This is a genomic window from Paenibacillus xylanexedens (assembly GCF_017874615.1).
GTDB lineage: Bacteria > Bacillota > Bacilli > Paenibacillales > Paenibacillaceae > Paenibacillus > Paenibacillus xylanexedens.
In genome coordinates, this window is record NZ_JAGIKV010000010.1 from 42,755 (window position 1) to 68,076 (window position 25,322).

Below are 25,322 nucleotides of genomic sequence, written 5' to 3' on the forward strand. Positions count from 1 at the left end.
CGCGGATTTACAAATTATAATGGAGGGGTATGGCGCGTCCAAGTGAAAGCTTGGGTCTGGCATTATAGCCTCACGGCTCGACCATTTGATTTTTCATTTCAACAGTTGCAATATATCTGATGATTTTTGATTGGCTTGAGCTAGCATAGCTTGTGTCGCTTGTAAAAGAACAGTCTCTTTCGTATTTTTCATCATTTCTTTCGCAATATCTGCGTCTCTTATCTTGGATTCTGCAGCAGATAAGTTAGAAGAAGCGTTCATAACATTGTTCAATACATGTCCAAGGGCGTTTTGGTAAGCGCCAAATCTAGCTCTGTGTGAAGACACATACTCAATAGCTTTATCAATCTGAACGAGTGAGTTGTTGGCTTCGTGCTGTAAAGAAAGGTTAATGCTCTCTACTCCAATAGATTTCGTTCTAACATCTGCAAGCTGAACTTTGTAAGTTGCTCCTTGATTAGAACCTACTTGCAAACCTAAAAATGTTTGGTCAGAACTTGAACCATTTTCATTTCCACTGATATCAGTTATTTTAAAGTCAGTTATCTGGTAACTACTACCGTTCATTTCTCTTTCAAATTTGAGCATACCATTATCATCGACAGCAATAATTCCCGCACTTTTTTTTTGGAATTCACTGTTCAGATAATCTATAAATTCTGATGAAGAGTAACTACCTTCATCTAAAATAAATGTTTTATTTATTGAACGTTCAAGACCAATTTCCCATCGGTTACTATCTGCATTAATAACAATACCATTAGTTAGATCAAGATTTGTCGTTAGAAAACTCTTCGTTTTGGGATTCCAAACATCACCTGGAATCACTGGACGCATAAAAAGAGGATTAAGTGCGTTACCTGAAACTAGTTGAATTGCGTTCGGAGAACCACTTGATTTGTGTGTCAAACTTAGAATGTAGTGTTTGTTACCCGGTCCATCACTTACATTAACACCAAAAGCAGGTGAAAAACTAGCTAAAATATCCGCTCCCACGCTATCAAACTGGTTATTTAACTGATCAATAAGTTCATCTCTGCTATACGTTCCTTCTGCAAGAACTATTACCTTGTCAATACCCAAATCCTTAATATGAAGAGTATCATTCACACCACTTTTAACCGAATAACCTATAGAAAAGTCGGCTTCCCTACCCAAAACTTCATATCGAATGCTGCGTGTACGCTCTTCCGTAAATATTTCATTAAACGCTGTTCCTTCCACTTCTATCTTGTGATTACCTGAAATTGTGCTGGTCAATAGCGTTCTCATATGTGTATCATCCCAATGACTGTAAGCATTCGAGAGTTCTACTGGAGCCCCGATAGCCCTAAGCTTTGAGTTGATATCATCATATAATGCAGTAGAGGATCCACGATACACGCCCGCACTGATATTAATGGAGTATGCCGCATCGTCAAATTTTATCGTTAACTGATCATTAATTCCGGATAAGATTTCGACTCCAATAGCATTCTGAATATTGCCACTATTACCAATCAAGGTGGATCTGCCGAGAGTTGATATATTTTCTCCTACATACGTAATGAAACTTAATGAGCCTGGTTTAATTTCTCCATCCTGATTAACAACTTCATTTGATCCATTATTTAACAAATTAATCCCGTTAAAATATGTATTATTGGCAATATCATTAATGCCCTCTTTAATCTGTCGAACTTCTTCCTGTATAATCAAACGATCCGAATCTGTTAAGCTACCATTCGCTGCTTGCACAGCAAGTTCTCTTAATCTAATTAATAATGGATCCTGTATATTACCTAGTCCTGATTCAGCAGTTTGAATTAATGATATCCCATCTTGTATATTTCTTTCCGCCTGATTCATACCACGAATCTGAGCCCTCATCTTCTCAGAAATACTCAATCCTGCTGCGTCATCTGCTGCCTTGTTAATTCTTAAACCAGAAGATAATTTACTTGTTGATTCGGAGATTGATCTATTAGTATTTTTTAATCTATTGGTAATATTCAAGCCAAGTATATTATTCTTTACTATCAAATTCTCACCTCTTAATCTACTCTTTAACTAAAATGTATAGGACTTACTATCCATTATACTAGAGAAACATGAAATCTGATAACAAATACAATAAAGTGTTGAAAATTATATTTACAACGTCATGGCTCGACCATTTCGCATCAGGTAATCTTCTTTTGTTTTGTAATCCGGCATGATGCTGCCGATTCGCCGCCAGAAAGAGCGATCATGATTCATGTGGTGAATATGGCAAAGTTCATGAATGATGACATAATCGATCACTTCCAATGGCGCCATCCCCAGACGATAATTGAACGTAAGTTTTTTGTCCCAGCTGCAACTGCCCCACTTAGTGGGAGAATCTACGATCTCTACTGACTTCGGCTTCACCTTCAACTCCTGCTGATAGCGTCCAATGCGCTCCCCAATCATGCGTTTACACTCGGCAAAATAAAACTTCTTCAGATTCGCTCGCAGCTCCTCTTCTGTAAGCCCCTCTACTGGAATTAAGTCATGCAGTGCATGCTCCTTGCCAAAAAGCAGAAACTTCCCCTTGCCCTCATCTTCGTATTCCTTGGTTTGAGGACCGTCGAGCGCCCGCTGCATCAGAGCGGATTTCTTCAATATCACATCCCCGTGCTGCTCTACAAGTTGCCGGATCATGTCTTCACTGGTACCATTGGGTGCTTTGATCGTTACCATATAAGGCAAGTCCATCGTGATGGACACCTTCTTGCGTTTGCCGTATTGGATATGACAGTTAATGCTGTGATTATTTAATTCTATAGTTAACATAATGCGCTCCGCTTCTGAAGTTATTCATTCAACCAAATTGTATACCATCTCCGACCACAATGCATACTGTTCGGCGATATATATGTTTGTATTGTATTTTTATACATTATTATGTATTATTATTTAATCATAAAATCGGAGGTTGGATATGAGGCATACCATAGATACAGAACACAAAATCATTGAAGAACTATCCCTTAATCACTGGCAACCCTTGTCTACCTTACTATATGACGGTTGGGTACTCCGTTTTGCCAAAGGATATACCAAACGTGCCAACTCCGTTCAACCCATACACTATTCAACTCTGGATGTGCATGAAAAGATTGAGGAATGTGAGCGTATCTATGCTTCCAATCAGTTAAATACCATATTTAAAATCACACCGTTTATTCAGCCGGATCATCTCGACCAACTTTTGCAAGACAAAGGGTATGGCGTTGTCGATCTGACCCGTATCCAGATTAGGAGCCTGGAAGAGATCAAAGAGCCTGTGCACCAAGCTGTACAGATCGACGAACAGTTGACCACAGCGTGGCTGGATCATTTTTGCAGGCTAAATCAGGTGAATGATCTGCAACGGGAAACGACGGAATTAATGTTGGACAATATCCGGACAAAGGTAGGTTTCATCTCGCTGTTGATCGATGGGCAAGTCGTCGCTTGTGGGTTTGGTGTAATCGAGCGTGGCTATATTGGATTGTATGACATCATTACAGACGCTAACTTCCGGAATCGGGGACTTGCTGAACAGATGATCCTGCATCTATTGCATTGGGCAAAAAAACAAGGCGCTACGTCTAGTTATCTGCAAGTGGTTGCGAATAATGCACCTGCCTTGAAACTTTACGCCAAGCTGGGTTATTCAGAGATTTATAGCTATTGGTACAGAGTCAAAGAATAGAGTGTTTGCTAATCAAGCTTAGCTTGTGGATTCTTTCATCATATTCAGTCTGACAAACAGATTAATTCAAAACAACATCTTGAAGCAAAAACTGCCCTCCTTCTATAAAGGAAAGGCAGTTTTTAATTTGTCTTCGTAATTTTCCAAAACTCTTCAGATCGTTCAGCATTACTCCTTGCGCTTTTCTACAAAGGCAGCTTCACCAGCACCTCATATTTCACGCCGCCCTGTATATTCTTGATGATGTCCCCTGCAATTCGTTGACCGTCAACATGCACTTCAATCGTCTGGACAGTTGCATCCTTCTTCATATTTACATTCAGCTCAGCCCCGCGGAACAACCGCGTAACCGATGCCTCGTTCCAATCTTCTGGCAACTGCGGACGAACCTGAAGCCCTTGTGCGTGACCTTGCAGTCCAAACAATCCGTCGATCAGGCAGCGATACACCCAAGGTACTGTGCCGGTGTTGAACAGATGACTGGAGCGCCCAGCTGTACGTGGGAATTGCCGATAAGCTCCGCGATAATAATTCGGGATAAATACAGGTAGCTGACCCCGCTGGAGAATATCCTCGCCATCAGGGCCCGGAATCATTTTACGCAACAGACGATATGCCTTCTCCTTCTCGCCCACCAGGTACAACGCGTAAATATAGAACGCCGCCGCGTGATTGTACACGGCACCATTCTCTGCACTTCCCGGATGTTTCTGCGTGACACGACCTACATCCTCCCGCATGGCGGTGAAAGACGGCGCGAGTTTCTCGACACCATATGGCGTCTCCAATTGCTCCTCTACCGCACGAATTAACTTCTCCTGTTTATCTTGATCCGCAGCACCGCTCATAAGTGCCCAGCTCTGAGGATTGATATAGATGCGCCCTTCCACGTCGTTGCTTACACCAAACACTACGTTATCATCCGTAATTCCGCGGGCATACCAGTCCCCATCCCACAGATACTCATTGGCTACCGCATTGGTCTGGTTGGCTTCCTGACGGAATTCCGCTGCGACCTCGGCATGTCCCGCCTGTTCACCAATATCTGCCCACACATTGAACGCATATGCCGTCGCAATGGTCAGCCAGCCGGATACGCCTTTGCCTTTGTATCCCACCATGTTCATCGGATCACACCAGTCACCCTGATTGATATAGTTCAACCCACGCGCATCACGCTCATGGATCAACCAGCGCATCGCAAGATTCATATGTTCCAGTACGGAAACCTTTTGTTCACTGTCTGTAAAAGCAACCTGTTCCTCCAAAATGCTATAGTCATTCGTTTCATCTAGATAGGTCTTCATACAGACCGGAAGCCAGATGCAGTGATCGGTATGAGGAACCTGGTTAATATATTTCAGTTCTGCGTCCGGGTGCAAAATAATGCCGTCTGGCATCGCACCGCTTATATGCTGCTGAGACAAGGCTGTCAAGAACGCAGCTCGTGCAATCTGCGGCTGAATGTAGCTCATACCCATGTTATCTTGCAAATAATTCCGCGTCTGCGGATCGGTTGTCAGACGATTGGTTTTGCCATGATAGTACATCTGGCGAGGTAGCCAGTGATTCACAACATTATCTAGCCAGCTGTCCGGTGTCTCGATCTGGATGTTTCCTTGCCCTTCCGCAATATACTCAGCATACTCCTGCTCGGCTGCGGTGAAACCATCCTGTCCATCCTTATTCTGTTTCACAAAATAATGTTGACGAATGCCCTCAATCTCTGTCTCATCATGAGCCGGGCCAAAGATAAATCGATACGCCTGCTCCGCTCCCGCTTCCAGTTCGACTCTATATTGCAATACAGCTACAGGTGTCTCGTACCGTGCATCTCCACCTGCGAGTGTCTCCGACTGAAGGGCAGAAGGATTATGAAGTCCGCCTTCGCCTTCAAAGATCTCATGATTCACTTCCCACGCGGTCGGTTGGTGATCTGCAAGCAGATAGGTTTTGTCGCTGTAATTTTTGATTTTGCTATAATCCTGATATTTTTGATACGGCGTAACTGCCGAGCAGACAATGCCCTGCAAATCTTCCACATATGAACCGGATTGGTTCATCCAGGACATATAGCCGACCGTATAATACGGGTAGATACTCAGCTTGCGTTTTCTCGAAGACAGATTGGTTACCTTCACACGCCATAGCTCCATGACATCTTCCTTCGGCAGGCGCAGGGACATCTCGATGCAAATGTCGTCCTGAATCACTTTCCAGTGAATATCGTGTTTACCCACAGCGAACGTATAGCTATCCGCCTGCTTGCGAACCGGTTCATACGGGGCGGAGAAAATTTCGCCACTTATTTCATCTTTAATGTAGACAAACCGTCCCGGATGGTGGGCATAGTATGGCTGCTCCGGTTGCATAAACGTCTTGGCTTCCAGGTTGGGCGCATACGAGTATTTAGCAGGTTCGGGCTGCATGAATTGGGCCACCGCGTACCCCCGGCAATTCACATGAATCATCATCTTTTCATTCCAAAGGAATCCGGATGCCTTCGGTAAACTTGTCGGGCTTGTTAGTTCAACATATTGATTATCTTCCGTTGCTTTAATCATCACTGAACCTCACTTTCAGATTATGGAGTTAAAAGACAGAAAACGTTTTAGGTAACTTGTATACAACTTTGTCCATTATAACACGGGAACGCTTACAAAGAACTGAAAACTAAAAAAGAGCTGAGAAACTCAGCTCCGATTACGTTCCAATTGTTTCTCGATGCCCATCCTGTCGATCTGAATCCAATACTCTGCAATTCGTTCGTTTTCCACTCGGTATACCGCACTGGCAATTTCAATTATTCTTCTATTATATATAAATATGTAGTAACTCTTGTATTTTAACATGGTCCCCCCGCTACGGAATTACAACTGTTCTATTGTTCTACAGGTCTTAAAACCTACCCTCTCACCTTGACAATGCGTCAATATGACCATAAACTAGCAAAGGATATTAGGAAATTAATAGGAGGTTTGGCCGTTAAGAGGTTCGAGTAAGGGTTTTAACCATATCTGATAATCTTTCGGTGTGTAGAAACGTAGCATTAGAGCAACTCAGAAAACAAGAAAGCGGTGTATCATGAAACGTCTATTTTTCATTATGTTTGCACTCACCCTGTTACTGGCTGGATGCCAGAGTACTGAACAGGAGAGTAGTCCGTCCGAAAATAACCCTACAGAAGTAGTAGAAGGTTCTACCATTTTAAATTTGAAGCAGAAATACGGCTCTGAATCGGAACAAGCGATCATGCCGATGTACAACGTAGCTCAGGATGAAGAATTTACGTTCAAGTTTAAAGCAGATTTAGGAAAATCTAATTGGTCCCTGAGAGATACCATATCCGTACATACCGATATCAAAGCACTCAAAGCAAGTGAAGTACCTTTATTATCAGATATTCATGACAATAGTATTTCTATTAGACCTCTTGGATGGGGCGTTTTAACCTCAGATTCCATGAAGAACAAGGATCAAGGCTCTTGGGGCGGTGCCCCCATTTATTACATTCGTCTGAATTATGATCCGGATGCCGAGAAGCTAACCCTGCTCGATCAACCCATCATTATTCCGTTTACAGTGAAATCGGAGTTGCCTGTGCCCAACCTAAGATACGAGATTGATAAAGACAGACGGTTAACGTTGGTCTGGGACAAGGTTGAGGGTGCCACCGAATATAAAATTTATGAACGTTCTGACCTAACCAACTTCGATACAAATGTACCTCTAACTGGCGCAGAGGACGCTTTCAGTAATAGTCTGCCTTTAGATATTGCGGTAACAACAGAGACGTCTTTCAATGATTTTATGAAAGACGGAAGAGGTGGGCTCGGCACTTATAGTGAACTGATAATTTCTCATCAGAACCATGGTTTACGAGGAGAATATTACGTCACTGCAATCGGTGGAGGCAAAGAATCCAATTTTAGCAGAGGTGTCCCTACAGCTCCGCTTGCTTCCCAGTTACCAACAGCTTTGAAAGAACAATTGTATATGGAGAAATTAAAGAATATAGATGTACTTCCTCAGAAAGCAACAGTTGAGTACAATGACGGATCTCTAGCCCGTGAAACCATTGTCTATGATACCAAAAACGTAGAGATTTCAGAGTTCAATGAAACAAATATTCCTTTTCACATTAAAGGGACAGCTCTGAAAAGTTACGTACGTGTAGAAAATGTGACCCAAGCAGACCTGGACAGACTCACTCAGCAAACCGTAGCCGAGTCCAGCAACGGACTGGTGGAACCAAAGAATAACACACCTTACGTCCCTGCACCTGATGTGCCAACGATCATCAACAATCATGATGAACCTGAGTCTGCAACGGAAACAGAAGAAGCACCGGCTTCGGAAACTCCAACTACAGAGTCCACAACCGATACTGAGACTTCAGAAGATGCAACTGATCCTCTATCTACTGAGGCTTCCGATGATACTTCTGATAATTCTTCAGATATGGCTTCTGAAGAGGCTTCCAATGAAACACCTGCTCCAGCTCCTGAAGCTGAAGAAGACAACCTGGTAGATGAACAGAAATCCAATACACAGCAAAATGTAGAACAAGGTAATCAGGAAACCGTGCCACAGCCTGCTACAGGCGATGCAATGATCAATGCAGATTCCGCATTGGAAGAAGTTTTAGCCAAAAATATGATTGCAGCACAAGATAAAATTTCGTTAAAAGCTTTCCCCGAAGCTCAAAATTTTACGACACTCTCGGATGTTGTCCTGAAAGTGATGTACCAGAATCCATTGATTCTTGGTGTGGAAGGTTTCGAATACAACTATGGTACGCTTACCCTTTCGATTCATTACAATGAATCGGCTAGTGGCATCCAGAAGAAGCAAGATGAGATTATTGCCAAAGCGAACGAAGTCGTGGCTTCTATTATCAAAGACGGCATGAACGAAGACGAGAAACGAAAAGCCATCTACGATTATCTGAACGATAACGCGAAGTATGACGATGCAGCGCTGGAGAATGCGGAGCAGAACAACTTCAAAAATGTCGATCCACAGTTTAATGACTCGTTTACCACATACGGTATTCTGGTCAAAGGAGTTGGGGTATGTGCCAGCTATGCTTCCGTTTACAAATTGCTCTCCGATCTCTCGGGATTGGAAAGCATCGTTGTAACGGGCGCTTCCAGTGGCGTTCCACATGCATGGAACAAGGTCAAAATCGGGAACGAATGGTTCCATGTCGATGCCACCAACAACCTGACGAACTCCGGCATCCCATACTTTCTGTATAATGCCAACGATGATACTGCTGCCAGTCAGAAAACAATAGCGGATCAAGATTACTGGCTTGATTCCGAGCTCGCGATGTTTAATGGCGAGAGCGATGCCAATGATTATTATGTACAGAATGATCTCGAAGTCGTGTCCATTAATGAGTACAAAACCAAGGCTGAGAGTGAACTCAAAAAAGGAGAGAACCGAGTCATTCTCCGTTTCGCCTCACCTGTTGACTCTGATGAGCTGATGACAGCTGCCGGCGAAGCCCTCGCTGCAGTGGATGAAGCGCTTCTGAATACAGCACAATTAGCCACGCTAGGCAGTTATGCCATTTTGGACCCGAAACCAGAGCAGAAGTAACTTAGTTACACAGCAATCCCCTTTGCTTTTTCACAAGCAAAGGGGATTTTTTGTCTATTATTAGATGACTTCAAGCCATTGATTTAACCTGTTGTAATCTGGTAATAAAAGAAGAAATGAATACTTTCTCTTTTATAAGATTCTCTTGCAATCTCTCACTTATTTTACTGAGTGTACTTGCATCACGCGTTATATTGTATTTCAGAACTATATTTCTCAATTTAAAGTAGTCCTGTTTCAGAATAGTGCTTAATTCCATAAAGGTTGAATCTCGTTCAATGATTAATTTCTCCATTAAATAAGATAAACGTAACTCCATTAGTAGCTTATGTTCATACAAAAGATGAAAGACTCGTGAATCCAATGCTTCTCCAACTAGGGCTGCCTGCTCAATGTCGGTAAAGATGCGTTGAATGGCTTGCATTCCAAAATCGTATTTCTGATCTCTCACTAAGTCATATGTCTCGCTTGAGTTAAGATAGTTTTCCATCGCCGTTATAATCTGCTCCACATGAATTGCATAATTGATATTCTGGATAGGCTTGAGAAATCTCACTTCTGTCCAAAAACTGTACTCATTAGACATGGTCCAGTAGCCTTTCTCAAGTTCATCCAGACTACATACGGTTTGTATGAATTTACCATCATCTAGATTATCAGCAATGTAAATCAAATTTTGATCCAGGTCATACCCGTACACCAATAATTCGTGCATGAGATGTTCTTTCTGATAATAGTCTGTACACGCAATGTAGTATCTATCTGCATAAATATATAGATAATATCCCATATCTATCGCTTCCGTAATCACTTGCTTAAGTGATGTTCCCCATTTACTAATCACAATTTCTTGTGGCAGGTTGTAAAAGGAAATTCCCGGACAGGTACTTAGCAGAAACTGATGAGAATCAAACGAAAAAATTCCCCATCCATGTGCATACCTGATTTGTATAAAGTTATTGAAAATCCATGGCCATAAATCTTCGTGCATAACGGATGTTAATGTCCCATATGATGTGTACGTGCTTATGACGGGTTCACCTAGTTTAAGTACATTCTTGGCCATTACAGAATTCCTCCTTCGATTACTAGGCATAGTGTATTGATCTGAACAGATTCATTGTATAAGCAACGCACTCTCAGAGCTGGGAGCGAAGATCATGTTCTTGAATATATTACCATGTACCTTTTCCGTTTTATATAAGAACGCTTTCATATATGAAAATATTTTATTTCTCTCATCTTAATGACAAAAAAGAGGATACCGCCCCCAATATGGAGACCGTATCCTCTGATACCTTGACCGGATTACCTAAGTCTATTTACGGACTAACCGTACCACCATTTGCATTCAATGTCTCACCGCTCACATAGCTGGATTCCTGGCTTGCCAGGAACACAAATGCCGGAGCCATCTCGGCAGGCTGTCCTGCCCGACCAAGCGGTGTGTTGGAGCCAAAATCGGCCAGCTTCTCGACTGGTTGTCCACCCACGACCTGGAGCGGTGTCCATACCGGTCCTGGTGCAACAACGTTGACACGTATCCCTTTGCTACCCACCTGTTGGGCCAATGCTTTACTAAACGTATTGATCGATGCTTTCGTTGTTGCATAATCCAGCAGGATTGGCGAAGGTTTGTACGCCTGAATCGATGATGTATTGATAATGGAGCTGCCCGGCTTCATATGTTTCACAGCTGCTTTGCAGAGCCAGAACATGGAATAGACATTTGTTTTGAACGTTGCATCGAATTGCTCGGTAGTCAAATCCGCAATCTGCTCTACAAACTGCTGTTTACCTGCCACGTTAGCAAGGATATCAATCCCGCCAAGCTCTTTTACCGCAGATTCAATGAGTTCTTCACAGTATTTCTCATCCTTCAGGTCACCTGGCATCGTGATCGCTTTACGCCCAGCTTCCTCAATCAGCTTCACAACTTCCTGCGCATCTGCTTCCTCTTCCGGCAGATAGGCCAGAACGACATCCGCGCCTTCACGAGCAAACGCAATCGCTGCCGCCCGGCCAATTCCGCTGTCGGCCCCGGTCACAACCGCTTTGCGTCCTGTTAAACGTCCGCTGCCTTTATAACTTTTCTCACCCGCATCGGGAACAGGGGTCATCTCACGCTGGAGCCCCGGCTCATCCTGCTGCTGTTTCCACTCCGGTGTCGCCTTCGGATATTGTGTCGTTGGATCTTGCATGGTGTGCTGGTCTTGATTAGCCATGTTCAATTTCCTCCTTGGTTATTTACACGATACCCATCGTATAAACGTATTTTTTATTTGTTGTGAATTTAATTTGTGTAAAAGTTGCACTCTTTCCTTTGTAACCGAGATGGGTGGAATTTAAACTAAGCTAACTGGATTCCCAGACAACTGTCACACATTGAATCTCCCCTAACTGGAGATTGTATAATAGAACATGAGGTGATCTCGTTGAATGCAAACAAAGAACCCTATTCCATTGGTGAAGCAGCCAAACTGATCGGCTCCACGGTGAAAACGATCCGTTATTACGATGAGATTGAACTGTTACAACCCTCCAGTCATACGGAAGGCGGGCATCGACTCTATACAACGCAAGACCTGTGGCAACTCGAACTCATTACAACGCTTCGGTATCTGAATTTCAGCATACCGGATATTCGAAAGCTCATGTCGGGTGAACTGGCGGTAGCACAGGCACTGGATCTGCAGATTGAAGCGTTGGAAACCCAGATCGGCACGATGAATTCCATGCTCTCCGTTTTGCAGCAAGCGAGGCAGCATGAAGAAGAAACTTCACTGCGTTCGGAACAGTCTCTCACGTACATCTCCAGTCTGGTAGAATCCCTGACGGCCAATGCGAGCAGGCGAAAACAATTTGTTGCTGCGAAGGTGGATGAATCCCATCTGCTGGACAGCATTCCGCAGGATTGGAGAGTGTCGTTTCTGCACTTTTTCGATAAATACATGATGAAAGATACCAAACTGACGGCTCAGCAAACACTGGCCTGGAAGGAAATTCAGGAACTGATCAATGATCCGGCCTATTGGGCAGATCTGGCTCGGCTGGAGGTTCCATTCTTCATTATGGCGAATCAGCCACAAGTCGAAGCGGACGTCTGGGTGAAAAAAATGGAGGCTATTCGCATTCGCACTACCGAAGCTTTGGACAAGCGGTGGGCAATCGATAGCCCTGCTGTGCAAAGCATGGTGTGGGACTTTGTGTTGATGTATGCAAGTATCGAGCATGCCGAAACACCTGAAGTATTTTTCAGCAAACAGGCCCGATATATGCTGGACTCCGTGACGGATCGCATTCTGCGTTTTAACAAACTGTGCAAGGTAATGAATCCCGAATGGAGCCAGATTGTAGATGGCATTAACCTGTTGCAGGAGGGCATGCGGTTACGATTAAAACAAATGGAAGAAGACTGAATTTCAGTCTCCTTCCATTTATACGTTTAGCCTTTTTTCAACGAATAGGATTCATGTTCTCCCACTTCCGTGTCCATATGGAGCGGTTGCCCTTTCAAGTAGTGGTTGAAGAAATCAATCGTTGTATCGTTAACCAACTGTTGTGTCCCCCGCGCATCTACACCCTGTGTCCATTCGAGCAGTGGAGAGATCAGGTAGAGGTCGGAGAAACTCAGATGTTTGGTGTTGGTCAGCTCCATCCAGAAGTTCCCTCCTACGGTTACCGACTCATACCGAGCGTACACTTCCTCGTAATATTTCTCGGCTTCCGGACGGGTCGTGCCCATCGCAGCAATTTCCTCGTCACTCATCACACTTGTACCTGCAACGGTTGAGTCTGCACTCATCATCAGAAACGGCTTGCCCACACCTTCCGCAGGGATACGCTTCTCGCCAAACAATACACCGTCCATATTCATGCCTGCTTTCACACGTGGATCATCCATTAACATCTGTACTGTCGTTGCTCCGCCAAATGAATGCCCAAACATGCCGATGTTGTCCAGATCCATATGTCCTGTAAACCGCCCACTCGGGTCCCCCTCAGCCAACTTCTCTACCTCATCCAGTACAAACTGTGCATCCTTCACCCATGTCTCATTCAACTTGTCCATGTAACTGAATTGCAGCTGCTCAAAGCCTTCTTTCCCTTCCGATTCAAACTGCGCCACACGTCCATCCGGGAATACGGATACCAGACTGCTATACGTGTGATTAATGCCCACAACGATGTATCCTTGACTCACCAGCTGCTCGACCTGAAACGTATTCTGATTTTCATATCCATGTAGGCCATGAGAGAAAAGAACAACCGGATACTTGGCTTCGGCATCAGACAACTGAGCTTCCTGAATCGCATGCGTTTTGACCTGACTCAGACTGGAAAATAAAAGCTTTGGCAGTTTCAGCACTTCATTGAAGGCTGTCCCGTAGATCTCCGGTTTATTAACATAAGGAGCTGTTGCGCCCTCTGCGTCTGGATTCGTTGGGTACCAGATCTGCACCATCAGCTCCCGTTTCTCTCCGGCGTTACTCGTCAGAAGTTCGTCACGGCTGTTATCTGTCCAATCGTAGGATACCGTTCCGATTCCATAGGGACCTGCTGGCTTGGCAAACGAAAATATCGGGAACAGCAGTGGCAAGCCAATGCTCACAATAGCGTATACCAACACCAGAAGAGACGTTGCGATGATTCGAACACGTCCGAATTTCCTCGTCACAGTCGATGTGGAAGCAGATGCCCCGGAACCTTTGCTGTTCAGCGAGGTTACACCTGACTGTTGCTGGCGTCTTGCCTTTGTAAATAACACAACCAGTGGAACCAACGTGAGCAGATACGCCGGAATCATCGGCCAACGAAGTCCTTCGACCACACCATGGATGATCAGCAGCACACCCGATATGACGAATCCACCCCATATCATTTTCCGAAAATGTTGACTCTGTCTCCCGATCCCGATTACCCCCACAAACATAAGCAGGTTAAAAATAAGATAAATCCATTCTACTGTCCTCATAAGACGTATGCCCCCTTGTCTGCCTCCAATCTTAAAACCTCCAGTTACAGGAGATTCAAGCATGAATTTTGCGGATAAAAAAAATGCACTCCCTGAATGACGCTGAATCGCCCGCAGGTTCTCCATTGTATTCAAGGAATGCACGTATGAAATTACGTTATAAATTGACTTTGGAATACGATACTAACGATCTTCGCCGCCATCTATCCGTTGTCTTTTTCCGATGCCAAATGCGAAATATCCAGCCACCACGATTGCCATAAACGTAGCTCCAACAACCAGAGGCAAGCGTGTATCCGGGTTAAACGCCATACCGATAATGACGAGGATCAGATACACAATAATGATGTAATTGCTGATCGGGAACCATTTGGACTTGAAGTTATGATCTGCCATCTCGTTGCCCCAACGCTTTCTGAATCGGAACTGGCTGAACGCCAGCGCGAACCATGGAACCATACCCGGAAGAACACTTGCACTGTAGATGTACAGGAACAGCTTCGAGTCCGGCATCAGGTAGTTCAGCACAACCCCAATCAGCAGCAAGGAGATTGTAATGACGATACTGTTGCGGGGAACCCCGCCTTTGGACAGCTTTTTGAAAAAGGCAGGTGCCTGCCCATTCTCAGCCAGCGTGTACAACATCCGTCCCGCACTGTAGATCCCGCTGTTACATCCCGACATGGCCGCCGTGAGCACCACAAAGTTAATGATCCCCGCTGCAGCAACAATACCAACTTTGGCAAAGGTGAGCACAAACGGGCTGCCCGTCTCGCCTACTTCGTTCCAAGGGTACAAGGTTACGATAACAAATATGGCACCAACGTAGAAAATAAGAATACGCCACACGATATTTTTGATCGCTTTACGCAAAGTGTGTTTCGGATTCTCCGCTTCGCCTGCTGTAATACCGACCATCTCCACCCCTTGATACGCAGCCGTTACGATACACAATGCGAAGAGGAAACCTTTGATGCCTCCAGGGAAGAAGCCACCATGGCTGAACAGATTCGACAGACCAATGGCCTGACCCCCATTCCCCCAGCCGAAGAAGATGAGCCCGGTTCCGATCACGATCATCGCAACAATAGCCGTCACTTTGATCATCGCAAACCAGAATTCAAATTCCCCATAGAACTTCACCGCCGCCAGATTCGCTGCCGCAATGATCAGCACCCCGGCAAGTGCAGGCAGCCACTGTGGAATATCCGGGAACCAATACCCGACATAGATACCAATCGCCGTAACTTCCGCCATACCCACCGTAACCCATAGGAACCAGTAGCTCCAGGCGGTCAGAAATCCGGCAAGCGGACTAATATATTTGTGAGCAAATGTAGCAAACGAACCGGTTACCGGTTCCTGAATCAACATTTCACCCATAATACGCATGACAAAAAAGATAACGATACCAGCCAATAAATAAGCCAGCAGCACGGATGGTCCTGCCCATTTGATCGTACTCGCCGATCCCATGAACAGACCAACGCCAATTGTACCTCCGAGTGCAATCAGCTCTACATGGCGGGGCTTTAGCCCTCTAGATAGTTGCTTTGATTCCAAACGATTCTCCCCTTTTCACATTCACATTAACGCAATGCAGAATTACTTCATCAAATTGTACGAGATGTGCCGCAGAAATACAACAAGGAATGTGAGGAAGATTAGCTAAATAGGGCTTTTACATGAAAAAGGTGCCGCTCCTCATACCCTCACCTGACATGATTAGGATAACCCCTGATGATTTATTGCAATCAGAATAATCCTGATTTTTATCGCCACTGGAATAGGGATCTAAAAATCCATACAAAAAAGAGCTACCAGAAAAATATCTTTGGCAGCTCTACATCCATTTTTGTAATCACCCAGAAGGTAAATGAACGATCACCGTTGTCCCCATGCCCACCTGACTTTTCATTTCGACAGTTCCGTGATGAAGCATCACGATTTTTTTGACGATGGCGAGGCCCAGACCGTTACCACTGATGCTGCGATCGCGTGACAGGTCTGTTTTATAAAACCGCTCGAAAACATAATCCAGTTGCTCTGGCGCTATTCCAATGCCCGAATCGGTTATCGTGAAAAAGATTCCATCCACAGACTGGCTCATGCGTATTTCGATACGCCCTCCCACGGGAGTAAACTTAATGCTGTTGCCTAATAAATTCATCCACACTTGGTTAAGCTGATCCTGATCTGCCCTTATTTTGATACCGTCCGCCAATTCTAAATGAACTGGAATGCCTTTGGTTGACCATTGAGGCTCGCAAGTCACCACCACTTGCCTGATTTGCTCATCAAGATTATAGGTGGTTGTCTCGAACGGATGATGATCGGAATCCAGAGACGCAAGCTCCAGCAGATTATCACTTAGTCTGGATAGTCGTCCACTCTCCGTAATAATGATATCGAGGTAATAGTTACGATCGGCCTCCGCAACCAGGCTGCTGTTTTTCAACGCCATGGCAAAACCGGAAATAGAGGTCAGCGGCGTTTGAATCTCGTGAGATACATTGGAAACAAAATCCTGTCTCATCTGTTCCAGTTGTTTAAGCTCACTCGCCATTTCATTAAAACTCTGCGTCAATGCTCCCATTTCGTCCACGCGCTTTGTTTGGATTTCCACATTAAAATCACCCTTCGCCAGTCGTTTGGTTGCCCGCGTCAACACCTGGATCGGTTTGACCAAATACCTTGCAGCAATAAGGATACACAAACTTCCGATCAACAGTGCAAGCAATAATACCAGCAAAACCATCCGATTAATGATATTTTCATTCTGCGGAGAATACTGCATAAACATGGCTTGTGGTTCCCCTTTGTATGGAAAAGGAAGACCGATGAACGTCTGCTCCACTTCTCCGGGAGAACGATAGACCTGACCCTGCAACACCTTTTGAACCACTTCTGGTGCAATTTCAACGGTCTCTGTATGGTCTAGGTCATAATAGGTTACGTTACCCGAAACGTCATATAGATGAATGGGATAGGTGGACACTTTCACCATACTTTTGATGAAAGCATCCCTGTCCTCAGGTTGCGTTTGCTCATATAGACGGATCAGTTCCTCCCCTACAGAAATCATGTCATTCTGACCGATATGATTTACTTCTTTTTTGAAAAGGAAGATCCCGATGAAGAAAGAGGTCAGCAAACTGAAAACGATGACGACCAGAAACGTGCAAATAATACGAACATATAAGGTTTTGATCATGTGATGACTAACCGGTAGCCCAGACTACGAGCCGTTTCAATCTGAAAATGGTGTGCATCACCAGCGAATTTTTCCCTTAGTCGCTTGATATGAACATCAACTGTCCGGTCATCCCCTTCGTAATCACTCCCCCAGATCTTGATGATTAACTGTTCTCTGGTAAATATCTGCCCAGGCTGGTTTGCCAGCATGAACAGCAATTCAAACTCTTTTAAAGGCAAATTGATTGTTTCCTCTCCACGAATCACTTGAAAGCTGCGTCGATTCAGCATAATGCCCCCTAGTTGAATGGTCTGGGAGGAGACAATCAAGTAACGTTTCAGCAAAGCTTTTACTCGCATCACAAGTTCCAGCGGATCAAAGGGCTTCGTTAAATAATCATCTGTTCCCAACTGAAATCCCTTTACTTTCTGGGCCGATTCCCCTTTTACCGTGACCATTAGCAATGGCATATTCAGATCCATACGCCGGATCTCCCTGCATAATTCCCAACCATCCAAACGCGGCATCATAATATCAAGGATAACCAGATCAATTGGGGATTTCCCCACAATCTCCAGTGCTTCCGCACCGTCCTTGGCTACCACAATCTCGAATCCTTCATTCCGCAAAAACAAGGTAATCAGCTCACGAATATGCACATCGTCATCCACAACTAGGATTTTGGTCATATGAAATGTATGCCTCCGATATCTATCTTGTTCTTCCTATCTGGGCGCAGGTTTTCAACCAAAATGCCATCCCAGCAGGTTCCAATGATAGAAAAATAAACTCAAGATCACTGCTGCTACCATTACGAACGTATAATGCACACGCTTCAGTAACGTCCAATATTGGTTTTTCCATGCCAGGACGCTCATGATGAATATTGCCGCAGTCAACCCTACAAGGATAACCGGCATAAACAGATAGAGACGTAAAGATAGTGGAATATGGCTAAGCCGATCAATCAAATCCATGTTCATCACCAGAAGTGTTGCGCCCAAGGTTAATAGTCCCCATATAGACGTAATAGCTGACAACCGAACTGCCCATTTCTGTGCTTTTGGCATCACTCTGATTTCGCGTCTGCGATAAACAAATCCATGCAATACAGTGATGAACAGAACAACCGAAATGCCGAGCAAGAGGAGCCAGAACTTCGATTGGTTCATTAACGGTGCAGGTTCCAGCGGCATTGGGTTTAATATATCCAGAAACAGATACGTGACCTTGCCCTCTGCATCGGTGCGGAACCCCATCTGATGTGTCCCTCCGACCTCCTGGAATAAATTCACGCCAATCGGAGTATACACTTGCTGATCTGCACCACTTCCAATAAACAGTCGGTTATCCGAAAACTCAATATTGATTTGAGTCAGAAAACTGAAAAACTTATCGATCTTCGTGTGATTACGGCGTGTAAATTGATAAGAGCCTGCATATTTTTCCAGAGACTCCCCTAATTCGATAGAAGCTTCATTAGGCTGCTCAGTTTCATGTACAGGATAGTATCGGTCAAAAAAGGCTTGCGCCAACCCTTCTGCTGCCGTTCCGCCTTCCCCTCCACTATAGGAAACAAAGATGCCCACTTTTTTGTCCGGTACAAGATAAAGCGCTGTATTAAACAGCTCATCGGCCCCTCCATGAGAGATCACACGCAGCCCATTCATATTCAACTCATAAAAGCCCAGATCCATGGCGGGTAAACGTTCATCAAATTGGAATGCCGGAGAATGCATGAGCTTGGCTGTTTCCGGCTTGAGCATTTGTTTATCTTCATATCGCCCGTCTTGAAGATGGGCAATCATGAAATGAGCCATATCGTTCGCCGAGACGCTTCCTGATCCCGCAGGACGGAATCCTCCCTCATACGTTGGCCGTTTGGTTACAAACTCGCCGTTAGCTCGGGCGTATCCAAGGACGGCATAAGGTTCCAGAGACGCTGGAACAGGCTCCTCTACCGTAGCATAATTCATGCCCAGCGGATCAAATATATTTTTCTGTATATAGTCATTGTAGGCAATACCGCTGACTTCTTCGACGATAAGTCCCGCGAGTGAGGCTCCGTAATTGGAATACGACAGCATCTCGCCTGGTGGCTTAACCCGTGCAGGCATATGTTTCGCCATCGTTTCAGCAATAGAGACGGGAAGTTTCCCCGGATCGGTAGTGATCTGATAACCTACACCGCCTTCCTCAAAGCCTGCGGTATGGGTCATGAGATGGCGCAACGTAATCGGTTCCTCATAGGTTTTCGGTATTTTCACCGTTTTCAGATAAGTGTTGATGTCTTTATCGAGATCAAGCTTGCCCGCCTCAACCAATTGCATCACCGCGGTCCATGTGAACAGCTTTGTTGTTGAAGCAATTCGAAATAAGCTGGTTTCGGGATCAACGGGTTTATTTTCTTCGATGTTCGAATGTCCGTACCCTTTGGAGAGCAGGATCTTCCCATCCTTCACAATCGAAATGACTGCGCCTGGAATCTGTAAAGATCGCATTTGCACATCCATCATCCCATCCATGAATGCCGTTAACTGATCAGTATCCTCCAGATTAGCTACGACTCCTTGCTCCAATTTACCCGAATTTAATCCCGGATTGGATACTGCTGCCGATAGTGGCATGGTCCCTAATCCAGTTGCCCCTAATATCATGCCTAACAATAACACCAGTAAAATCATTTTCCCAAAAAGCTTTCTTATCAACGATGACATAACTTGCCCCCACCACTCCGTATATTTTTTAATACCTGTTCCTTACGCTTTCTTTCGAGAGCATATCAAGCACGTATGAACGGAGTGTGAACCTTTTTTTCATATTTTGCCAAATTAAATTACCTTTAGTAAGATAGGAGCAGATTGAATAGGAAAAGGAGACTTAGCATGCCTGACTTTTTACTGGTTTTATTTTTGTTTAACCTGTCTCTCTTTCTGCTTCACGAAATGGATGCCATCAGGCGGTCCGAGTGGAAATTGTTTATGGTGTTAAAAGATATGGAAGATGATAAAGCCTATAGGTATTTCACTTGGATTCACCTGCCAATGTATACCATCATCCTCTCTCTTCTTTTTAGCTCATATCAGACCGTTACATTTTGGGTGCTGGATATCTTTTTCATCATACATACCGTATTACACTTCTTTTTCGAAAAACATCCTCGAAATGAATTTAAAAACGGGTTCTCCAGATCATTGATCTACCCTATGGGAATAATCGCTTTAATTCATTTGATATTCCTAATCATCTAATCTGTTTACACCGACAGAATGAAGGAAGCTGGAAGGGTATTGTTGAATAACAGTGAATATGGAGGTGTGCCTATGCAGCAGCATCATGCAGAACGAGTTGAATTATTTGTTTCCAATACCCAGATCATCAAGGAGTCGTTCAAATGGCAACATGCGATGATGCAACGTCTGGCTGCCCTGCTCTATGCAGCGGAGAATAAAACAGCGGATGGGGAAGCTATTCGTCAAAGCCATGAGTTGATTAAGCAAAACACAAAGCTTTTCTCTGCATTCAGAGGTAATTCGGCCATTAGCGTTGCTGCCATGCTCTCCCTTACAACGGATGCAGAGACGAAGCTGGCAGACACCTTGCATGTCTATGACTTGATGAAAGAGATCAAATTTCGCAACTCCGATTATCTGGTTATTGCCGCCTATCAGATCGCTACTCAGACATCACCTGACCAGTTTCAACCTACGGTGGAGCGGGCCAAATCATTTTATGACGGCATGAAAGCAGAGCATCGTTTCCTCACTGGACAGGATGACTACATTTTCGCTGCCATGTTAGCCCTTTCCGATCTCGAGGTGGATACTGGTGTGGCACGTATGGAACAACTCTACGGGGAATTAAAACCAGAGTTCTCTTCCAGAAACAGTGTGCAGGCGTTAACACAGGTTCTGGTTCTTGGAGATGATCCCCCGGATGCAGGTGCTCGTGTGATTGCCTTAAATGAAGCTTTTCGCAAAAGGGATCTTCGAATGGACAAAACGTATACGTTAGCCTCTCTCGGAATACTTTCTCTACTGCCTTCGGACAGAGACTCATTAGTGGATGAAGTCGCGGAAACAAATGACTGGTTACGGACTCAAAAAGGCTTCGGTGCCTGGTCAATCGACAAACAGGAGTTGCTCCTGTTCTCGTCAGCTCTGGTAGCCATTCAACATGTGGAGAATCTGCGGAACGGTGTGCTTACGACAGCAATCTCAACCAGTATCACAAATATTATCATCGCTCAACAAGCAGCCATGGCCGCAACCGCCGCAGCATCGGCTGCTGCCGCTTCTTCATCATCAAACTAGCAAATTAATTCGACTCTTAAGATGCTCCGTGCAAAACAAAAAACGAGTACCCGGGTGAACCCTGAGTACTCGTTTTTCCTGTTGAACGCCACTCATTAATGGCTTAATTACTGTAAATCCTTGTCTTTCCCTAATCCAGAACATACAGAGGCAGCGTGAAATAAAAAGAACTCCCTTTTCTGACTTCACTTTCTACGTGTATGTTTCCATCATGATACTGAATAATTTCCTTCGCAATCGCAAGTCCAATTCCACTGCCCTGAACCACATGCCGATCATGTTTCTCACGGAAAAAGCGATCAAATACAAATGGCAGTGACTCTTCCATAATACCCGCTCCATTGTCCTCCACACGGATGGTAAGTCGTCCTGGAGAATCACCGTCATTTTCCCATTCCTCAATGGAACAATGAAGACGAATCATTCCACCTGCACCTGTATGCTGAATCGCGTTAAACACCAGATTGGTCAACACCTGAGTAATCCGATCCATATCAATCACGACTTGATAATCACTTCGCTGAGCAGTCGTAATGTTCATCTGAAACTCGTAGCTCATGTCAGCACGTGCGATGTCCAGCCTGAATTTGTCCTGAATGGTATCCATTAACTCCTGCAAGCTCATCATGATAAAGATCATTTCAGACTTGCCCGACTCCAGTCGGGACAACTCGAATAGATCGTGAATGAGACGGTTTAGCCCCAGCGCCTTCACTAAGACCATTTGCAGATATACTTTTTGATCCTCTTCGTTATCCACCAATCCGGATACAATTGCCTCCACATAACCCTGAATCGCAGTCATCGGTGTGCGCAGTTCATGCGATATATCGCTCAACAATCGTCTGCGTGACAATTCCAGACGGCCCATATCTTTATTTTTGTGCTCCAGCTCTACTGTACGATCCTGAATACGATGCTCCAGGTTGGTATTTAACTCGGATAACTGTTGATTCAACTCTTCAAGCTGCTGTGCGTTCAGACTCAGCTCCTGAGCAGACCTTTTTAACAACAACAGTGTGCGTACACGGCTTATGAGTTCATTACGTCCAATCGGTTTTGATATATAATCATTGGCTCCGGCGGCAAAACAGGCTGTAATTGTATCATCTCGATTACTTGCTGTCATAATTAGAATAGGTAACTCAATCAGACTGTAACGCTCCCTGATCAATCCGCATAGTTCATATCCAGACATGCCGACCATCATCATATCCGTGATCACCAGATCAAAATTCTGCAACTCATTCATACGCGCGAGTGCTTCAGTGCCACTGTTCGCAATTTCAAACACACATGCCAGTGGTGCAAGCTGCTGAATCACCACTTGCAGGTTAACGGGCTCATCGTCCACAATTAATACACGATAAGGTTGGATCTCCGATTCTTTCGCGGAACTGACTTCCCTATTAAGAGCATGTGAACTTGCTGTCTTAGCTGCTGCAACAGAACGAAGGGCGCTTACGCCGTTCTGAATGGATTCATTGTTTTGCTTATCCGGTAGCGCAGCTGGAACATTCTTCTTATGCTGCCTGATGGTGAACGAGAAAAGGGAGCCATGATTCACTTTCGACTGTACTTTAATCTCTCCTCCATGCAGCTCGACAAGTTGCTTGGTGATTTTCAGTCCAAGTCCGGTACCCGTGTTATCAATGGATTCCAGCTTTTCGAATGGATTGAAAATCATTGCAAATTTATCCTCCGGTATGCCAATCCCTGTATCCTCTACCTGAATTTCCACATCGCCCTGCACAATCTGTGCACGAATCACGATATGACCCGATGGTGTGTACTTGATCGCATTGCCTACCAGATTAAACAAAATTTGCTGCATTCGATTCTCATCTGCTTCGATCGGTGGAAAATGGGGATCAATTCGATTGTGTAATAGAAGATCCCTACCAGTAATGAGCGGTTTAACCACGGTGAGGACCACCTGAACCAATTGGTGCAGATTTATTTTGGTTCGATTCAGACGTACATCGTTATTTTTAAGAAGTGCATAATCCAGAATATCGTTAATCAGAAAAGACATACGTTGACCACTTGAGACGATCATGTTCAGATGCATTCGCTGGTTATCTTCCAACCGATCATCCATGCTGTGCAGCAACGACTGCGTAAGCCCGATAATTCCGTTGAGCGGTGTACGAAGCTCGTGGGAGGTATTGGCCAGAAACTCATCTTTTACCCGATCCAATTCAAGCAGGCGCGAAGATAAACGTTCATTGGTTTTCATGGCATTGGAAAATTTGGTGGATACAATAATCGACAGACAAAGAATGAGAAAGAGAAGACCATATGAGAAATAGATTCCTGTTTGAATTATACCGTTATTCATTAAAATATCATTCACTACGGTAATGAAGAATACGATCGTACCTGCCAGCATCCAGTGTGCCCCAGCAAGTTTTTTCATGGCAGCTCGGACCACATTTTGAATGATCACAATCCCGATCAGAATCACGTATGCCTGCATGAACAACGCAAACTTCGTGTATACCTGTGCAGGTGTGAACAGGATAAATAAAGTGAACAGCAACCCTGGAATCCAAAATATATCACGTAATCGTTTGGACACCTCGTTGGGGAAAATGGAGTAACAAAAAAGCAGAGCAAGTGAAGAGCTGCCCAAGAAGCCTAAATACTCAACTTTAAGGAATGTATCACCACTCATGCCCGGAATAAGCTCTGATAAAATGTACTGGGAATCAGAACTATTCTTCATGGCCAGCAGAATACAGATCAGACCAAAATACAGAGACTCCCGATTTTTGCGCAACAATGCATACAACAGGATATGGTAGAGCCCCATAATCAACATGCAGCCAATAATCATGCTCTCGGATACCATTTTGTATTTCATGGATTGATTCAATTGATTATATTCACCGATCGTTAGAGAGCCAAACAAACCCGCTTTTCGATGTGTATAGTTCGAAACTTGAATGATAATATCAGCTTGGGTCTGCCCTGCCTCCATTCGGATTAGAGCAGGCACCTTATATGAAGAAGATTCCTTTACCGTTCGTCCAACAATCCCACTTTCGGATACAAGTTTGCCATTAATCCACAATCGGTGTGCGGAGGTTATCCCTGTGGTTAGTAATCCCAGCTCTATATCTTGCTCTGGTAAATCCACCACCAGACGATACGTGGCGAATCCCGTATTATCCAGCTTATGCCCACTGATTTCATAATTCCCCCAAGATTCTGGAACATTAACGTAACTTACCGGACCCGTTCGTTCACTGGCAAAATCCTTGGGCTCCAGCAATTGTTTCCAATAGAATGCCCATTCGCCATCTAACCGACTTCCTTCTCCAGAGGACAGAGCTTCACTGGTAATCGTTAAACGCCCATCCTGAACTTCTGCATTCATCTGATTAGAAGGTAATTCGAACAAGATCAGTACCGTAAAAATCAGAAAAAATAGCATAACAGGGATGATGTAATACAGGAAAGAAGTACGTTTATTCATGAGATTCCCACCACGGTGTCCCCTCTTTTAACTGAATAAAAAACCGAACC

16 protein-coding genes and 1 pseudogene are annotated in these 25,322 nt (G+C 44.4%); 5 read left to right on the top strand and 12 right to left on the bottom strand.

The genetic code is table 11. The annotated features are described in order from the left end of the window. Positions 1-93 precede the first annotated feature (93 nt). Both J2Z28_RS31220 and J2Z28_RS14815 read right to left on the bottom strand, forming a co-directional pair. Positions 94-2,022 (bottom strand): flagellin, encoded by a 1,929-nt coding sequence (locus J2Z28_RS31220; protein ID WP_244988310.1) that lies wholly within the window; start codon positions 2,020-2,022, stop codon positions 94-96. Between the two features lie 111 nt (positions 2,023-2,133). Then, the gene (locus J2Z28_RS14815; protein ID WP_211083060.1) at positions 2,134-2,796 is read right to left on the bottom strand and encodes a M48 family metallopeptidase; all 663 of its coding nucleotides are present in this window, start codon (positions 2,794-2,796) and stop codon (positions 2,134-2,136) included. Between the two features lie 148 nt (positions 2,797-2,944). On the opposite strand from J2Z28_RS14815, the gene J2Z28_RS14820 reads away from it, so the two are divergent. Next, positions 2,945-3,700: a GNAT family N-acetyltransferase gene (locus J2Z28_RS14820; protein ID WP_211083061.1), complete on the top strand. Its 756-nt coding sequence runs from the start codon at positions 2,945-2,947 to the stop codon at positions 3,698-3,700. Positions 3,701-3,885: 185 nt separating this feature from the next. Here the strand turns inward: J2Z28_RS14820 and J2Z28_RS14825 are convergent, their stop codons facing one another. Further along, positions 3,886-6,264, bottom strand: a complete 2,379-nt coding sequence (locus J2Z28_RS14825; protein ID WP_211083062.1) for a GH36-type glycosyl hydrolase domain-containing protein — start codon at positions 6,262-6,264, stop codon at positions 3,886-3,888. A gap of 129 nt (positions 6,265-6,393) precedes the next feature. Further along, positions 6,394-6,507 (bottom strand): annotated as a pseudogene (locus J2Z28_RS14830) (ester cyclase); the annotation flags it as partial. A gap of 277 nt (positions 6,508-6,784) precedes the next feature. Between J2Z28_RS14830 and J2Z28_RS14835 the strand changes: the two are divergent. Further along, the gene (locus J2Z28_RS14835) at positions 6,785-9,307 is read left to right on the top strand and encodes a transglutaminase domain-containing protein (RefSeq protein WP_211083063.1); all 2,523 of its coding nucleotides are present in this window, start codon (positions 6,785-6,787) and stop codon (positions 9,305-9,307) included. Positions 9,308-9,377: 70 nt separating this feature from the next. Here the strand turns inward: J2Z28_RS14835 and J2Z28_RS14840 are convergent, their stop codons facing one another. Together J2Z28_RS14840 and J2Z28_RS14845 are read right to left on the bottom strand one after the other, a co-directional pair. Beyond that, positions 9,378-10,373 carry a cysteine peptidase family C39 domain-containing protein gene (locus J2Z28_RS14840; protein WP_211083064.1) on the bottom strand — a complete coding sequence of 332 codons (996 nt, stop codon included), beginning with the start codon at positions 10,371-10,373 and terminating at the stop codon, positions 9,378-9,380. Positions 10,374-10,629: 256 nt separating this feature from the next. Then, a complete protein-coding gene (locus J2Z28_RS14845) occupies positions 10,630-11,532 on the bottom strand; it encodes an SDR family oxidoreductase (RefSeq protein ID WP_017690578.1) in 903 nt (300 codons plus the stop codon). Positions 11,533-11,742: 210 nt separating this feature from the next. Here J2Z28_RS14845 and J2Z28_RS14850 point away from each other — a divergent pair, with 210 nt between their 5' ends. Then, the gene (locus J2Z28_RS14850; RefSeq protein WP_211083065.1) at positions 11,743-12,726 is read left to right on the top strand and encodes a MerR family transcriptional regulator; all 984 of its coding nucleotides are present in this window, start codon (positions 11,743-11,745) and stop codon (positions 12,724-12,726) included. A 26-nt stretch (positions 12,727-12,752) separates the two neighbouring features. Here J2Z28_RS14850 and J2Z28_RS14855 read toward each other — a convergent pair whose 3' ends face one another. The 5 genes from J2Z28_RS14855 to J2Z28_RS14875 form a co-directional block, all read right to left on the bottom strand. Further along, positions 12,753-14,282, bottom strand: a complete 1,530-nt coding sequence (locus tag J2Z28_RS14855) for an alpha/beta hydrolase family protein (protein ID WP_211083066.1) — start codon at positions 14,280-14,282, stop codon at positions 12,753-12,755. A 183-nt stretch (positions 14,283-14,465) separates the two neighbouring features. After that, positions 14,466-15,845: an amino acid permease gene (locus tag J2Z28_RS14860; RefSeq protein WP_076319983.1), complete on the bottom strand. Its 1,380-nt coding sequence runs from the start codon at positions 15,843-15,845 to the stop codon at positions 14,466-14,468. 298 nt (positions 15,846-16,143) lie between these two features. Then, a complete protein-coding gene (locus J2Z28_RS14865) occupies positions 16,144-17,496 on the bottom strand; it encodes a HAMP domain-containing sensor histidine kinase (protein WP_211083067.1) in 1,353 nt (450 codons plus the stop codon). Then, entirely contained in the window at positions 17,493-18,167 is a 675-nt protein-coding gene (locus tag J2Z28_RS14870) for a response regulator transcription factor (protein ID WP_036605998.1), read from the bottom strand. The genes J2Z28_RS14865 and J2Z28_RS14870 overlap by 4 nt, the downstream gene beginning before the upstream one ends. A 54-nt stretch (positions 18,168-18,221) precedes the next feature. Further along, on the bottom strand, positions 18,222-20,195 hold the full coding sequence (locus J2Z28_RS14875; protein ID WP_211083068.1) for a serine hydrolase domain-containing protein: 1,974 nt from the start codon (positions 20,193-20,195) through the stop codon (positions 18,222-18,224). Between the two features lie 168 nt (positions 20,196-20,363). On the opposite strand from J2Z28_RS14875, the gene J2Z28_RS31680 reads away from it, so the two are divergent. After that, positions 20,364-20,729, top strand: coding sequence for a DUF6713 family protein (locus J2Z28_RS31680; RefSeq protein WP_341343812.1), 366 nt, complete (start codon positions 20,364-20,366; stop codon positions 20,727-20,729). Between the two features lie 72 nt (positions 20,730-20,801). Then, positions 20,802-21,791 carry a DUF4003 family protein gene (locus J2Z28_RS14880; protein ID WP_211083069.1) on the top strand — a complete coding sequence of 330 codons (990 nt, stop codon included), beginning with the start codon at positions 20,802-20,804 and terminating at the stop codon, positions 21,789-21,791. 130 nt (positions 21,792-21,921) lie between these two features. On the opposite strand, the gene J2Z28_RS14885 is transcribed toward J2Z28_RS14880, so the two are convergent. Continuing rightward, entirely contained in the window at positions 21,922-25,272 is a 3,351-nt protein-coding gene (locus tag J2Z28_RS14885; protein ID WP_211083070.1) for an ATP-binding protein, read from the bottom strand. Positions 25,273-25,322: the final 50 nt, after the last annotated feature.

Excerpts from the sequence above, each read along its gene's own strand:
- J2Z28_RS14815 (WP_211083060.1), bottom strand. The coding sequence starts at position 2,796 with ATGTTAACTATAGAATTAAATAATCACAGCATTAACTGTCATATCCAA.
- J2Z28_RS14820 (WP_211083061.1), top strand. The coding sequence starts at position 2,945 with ATGAGGCATACCATAGATACAGAACACAAAATCATTGAAGAACTATCC.
- J2Z28_RS14825 (WP_211083062.1), bottom strand. The coding sequence starts at position 6,264 with ATGATTAAAGCAACGGAAGATAATCAATATGTTGAACTAACAAGCCCG.
- J2Z28_RS14835 (WP_211083063.1), top strand. The coding sequence starts at position 6,785 with ATGAAACGTCTATTTTTCATTATGTTTGCACTCACCCTGTTACTGGCT.
- J2Z28_RS14840 (WP_211083064.1), bottom strand. The coding sequence starts at position 10,373 with ATGGCCAAGAATGTACTTAAACTAGGTGAACCCGTCATAAGCACGTAC.
- J2Z28_RS14845 (WP_017690578.1), bottom strand. The coding sequence starts at position 11,532 with ATGGCTAATCAAGACCAGCACACCATGCAAGATCCAACGACACAATAT.
- J2Z28_RS14855 (WP_211083066.1), bottom strand. The coding sequence starts at position 14,282 with ATGAGGACAGTAGAATGGATTTATCTTATTTTTAACCTGCTTATGTTT.
- J2Z28_RS14865 (WP_211083067.1), bottom strand. The coding sequence starts at position 17,496 with ATGATCAAAACCTTATATGTTCGTATTATTTGCACGTTTCTGGTCGTC.
- J2Z28_RS14870 (WP_036605998.1), bottom strand. The coding sequence starts at position 18,167 with ATGACCAAAATCCTAGTTGTGGATGACGATGTGCATATTCGTGAGCTG.
- J2Z28_RS14875 (WP_211083068.1), bottom strand. The coding sequence starts at position 20,195 with ATGTCATCGTTGATAAGAAAGCTTTTTGGGAAAATGATTTTACTGGTG.
- J2Z28_RS31680 (WP_341343812.1), top strand. The coding sequence starts at position 20,364 with ATGCCTGACTTTTTACTGGTTTTATTTTTGTTTAACCTGTCTCTCTTT.
- J2Z28_RS14880 (WP_211083069.1), top strand. The coding sequence starts at position 20,802 with ATGCAGCAGCATCATGCAGAACGAGTTGAATTATTTGTTTCCAATACC.
- J2Z28_RS14885 (WP_211083070.1), bottom strand. The coding sequence starts at position 25,272 with ATGAATAAACGTACTTCTTTCCTGTATTACATCATCCCTGTTATGCTA.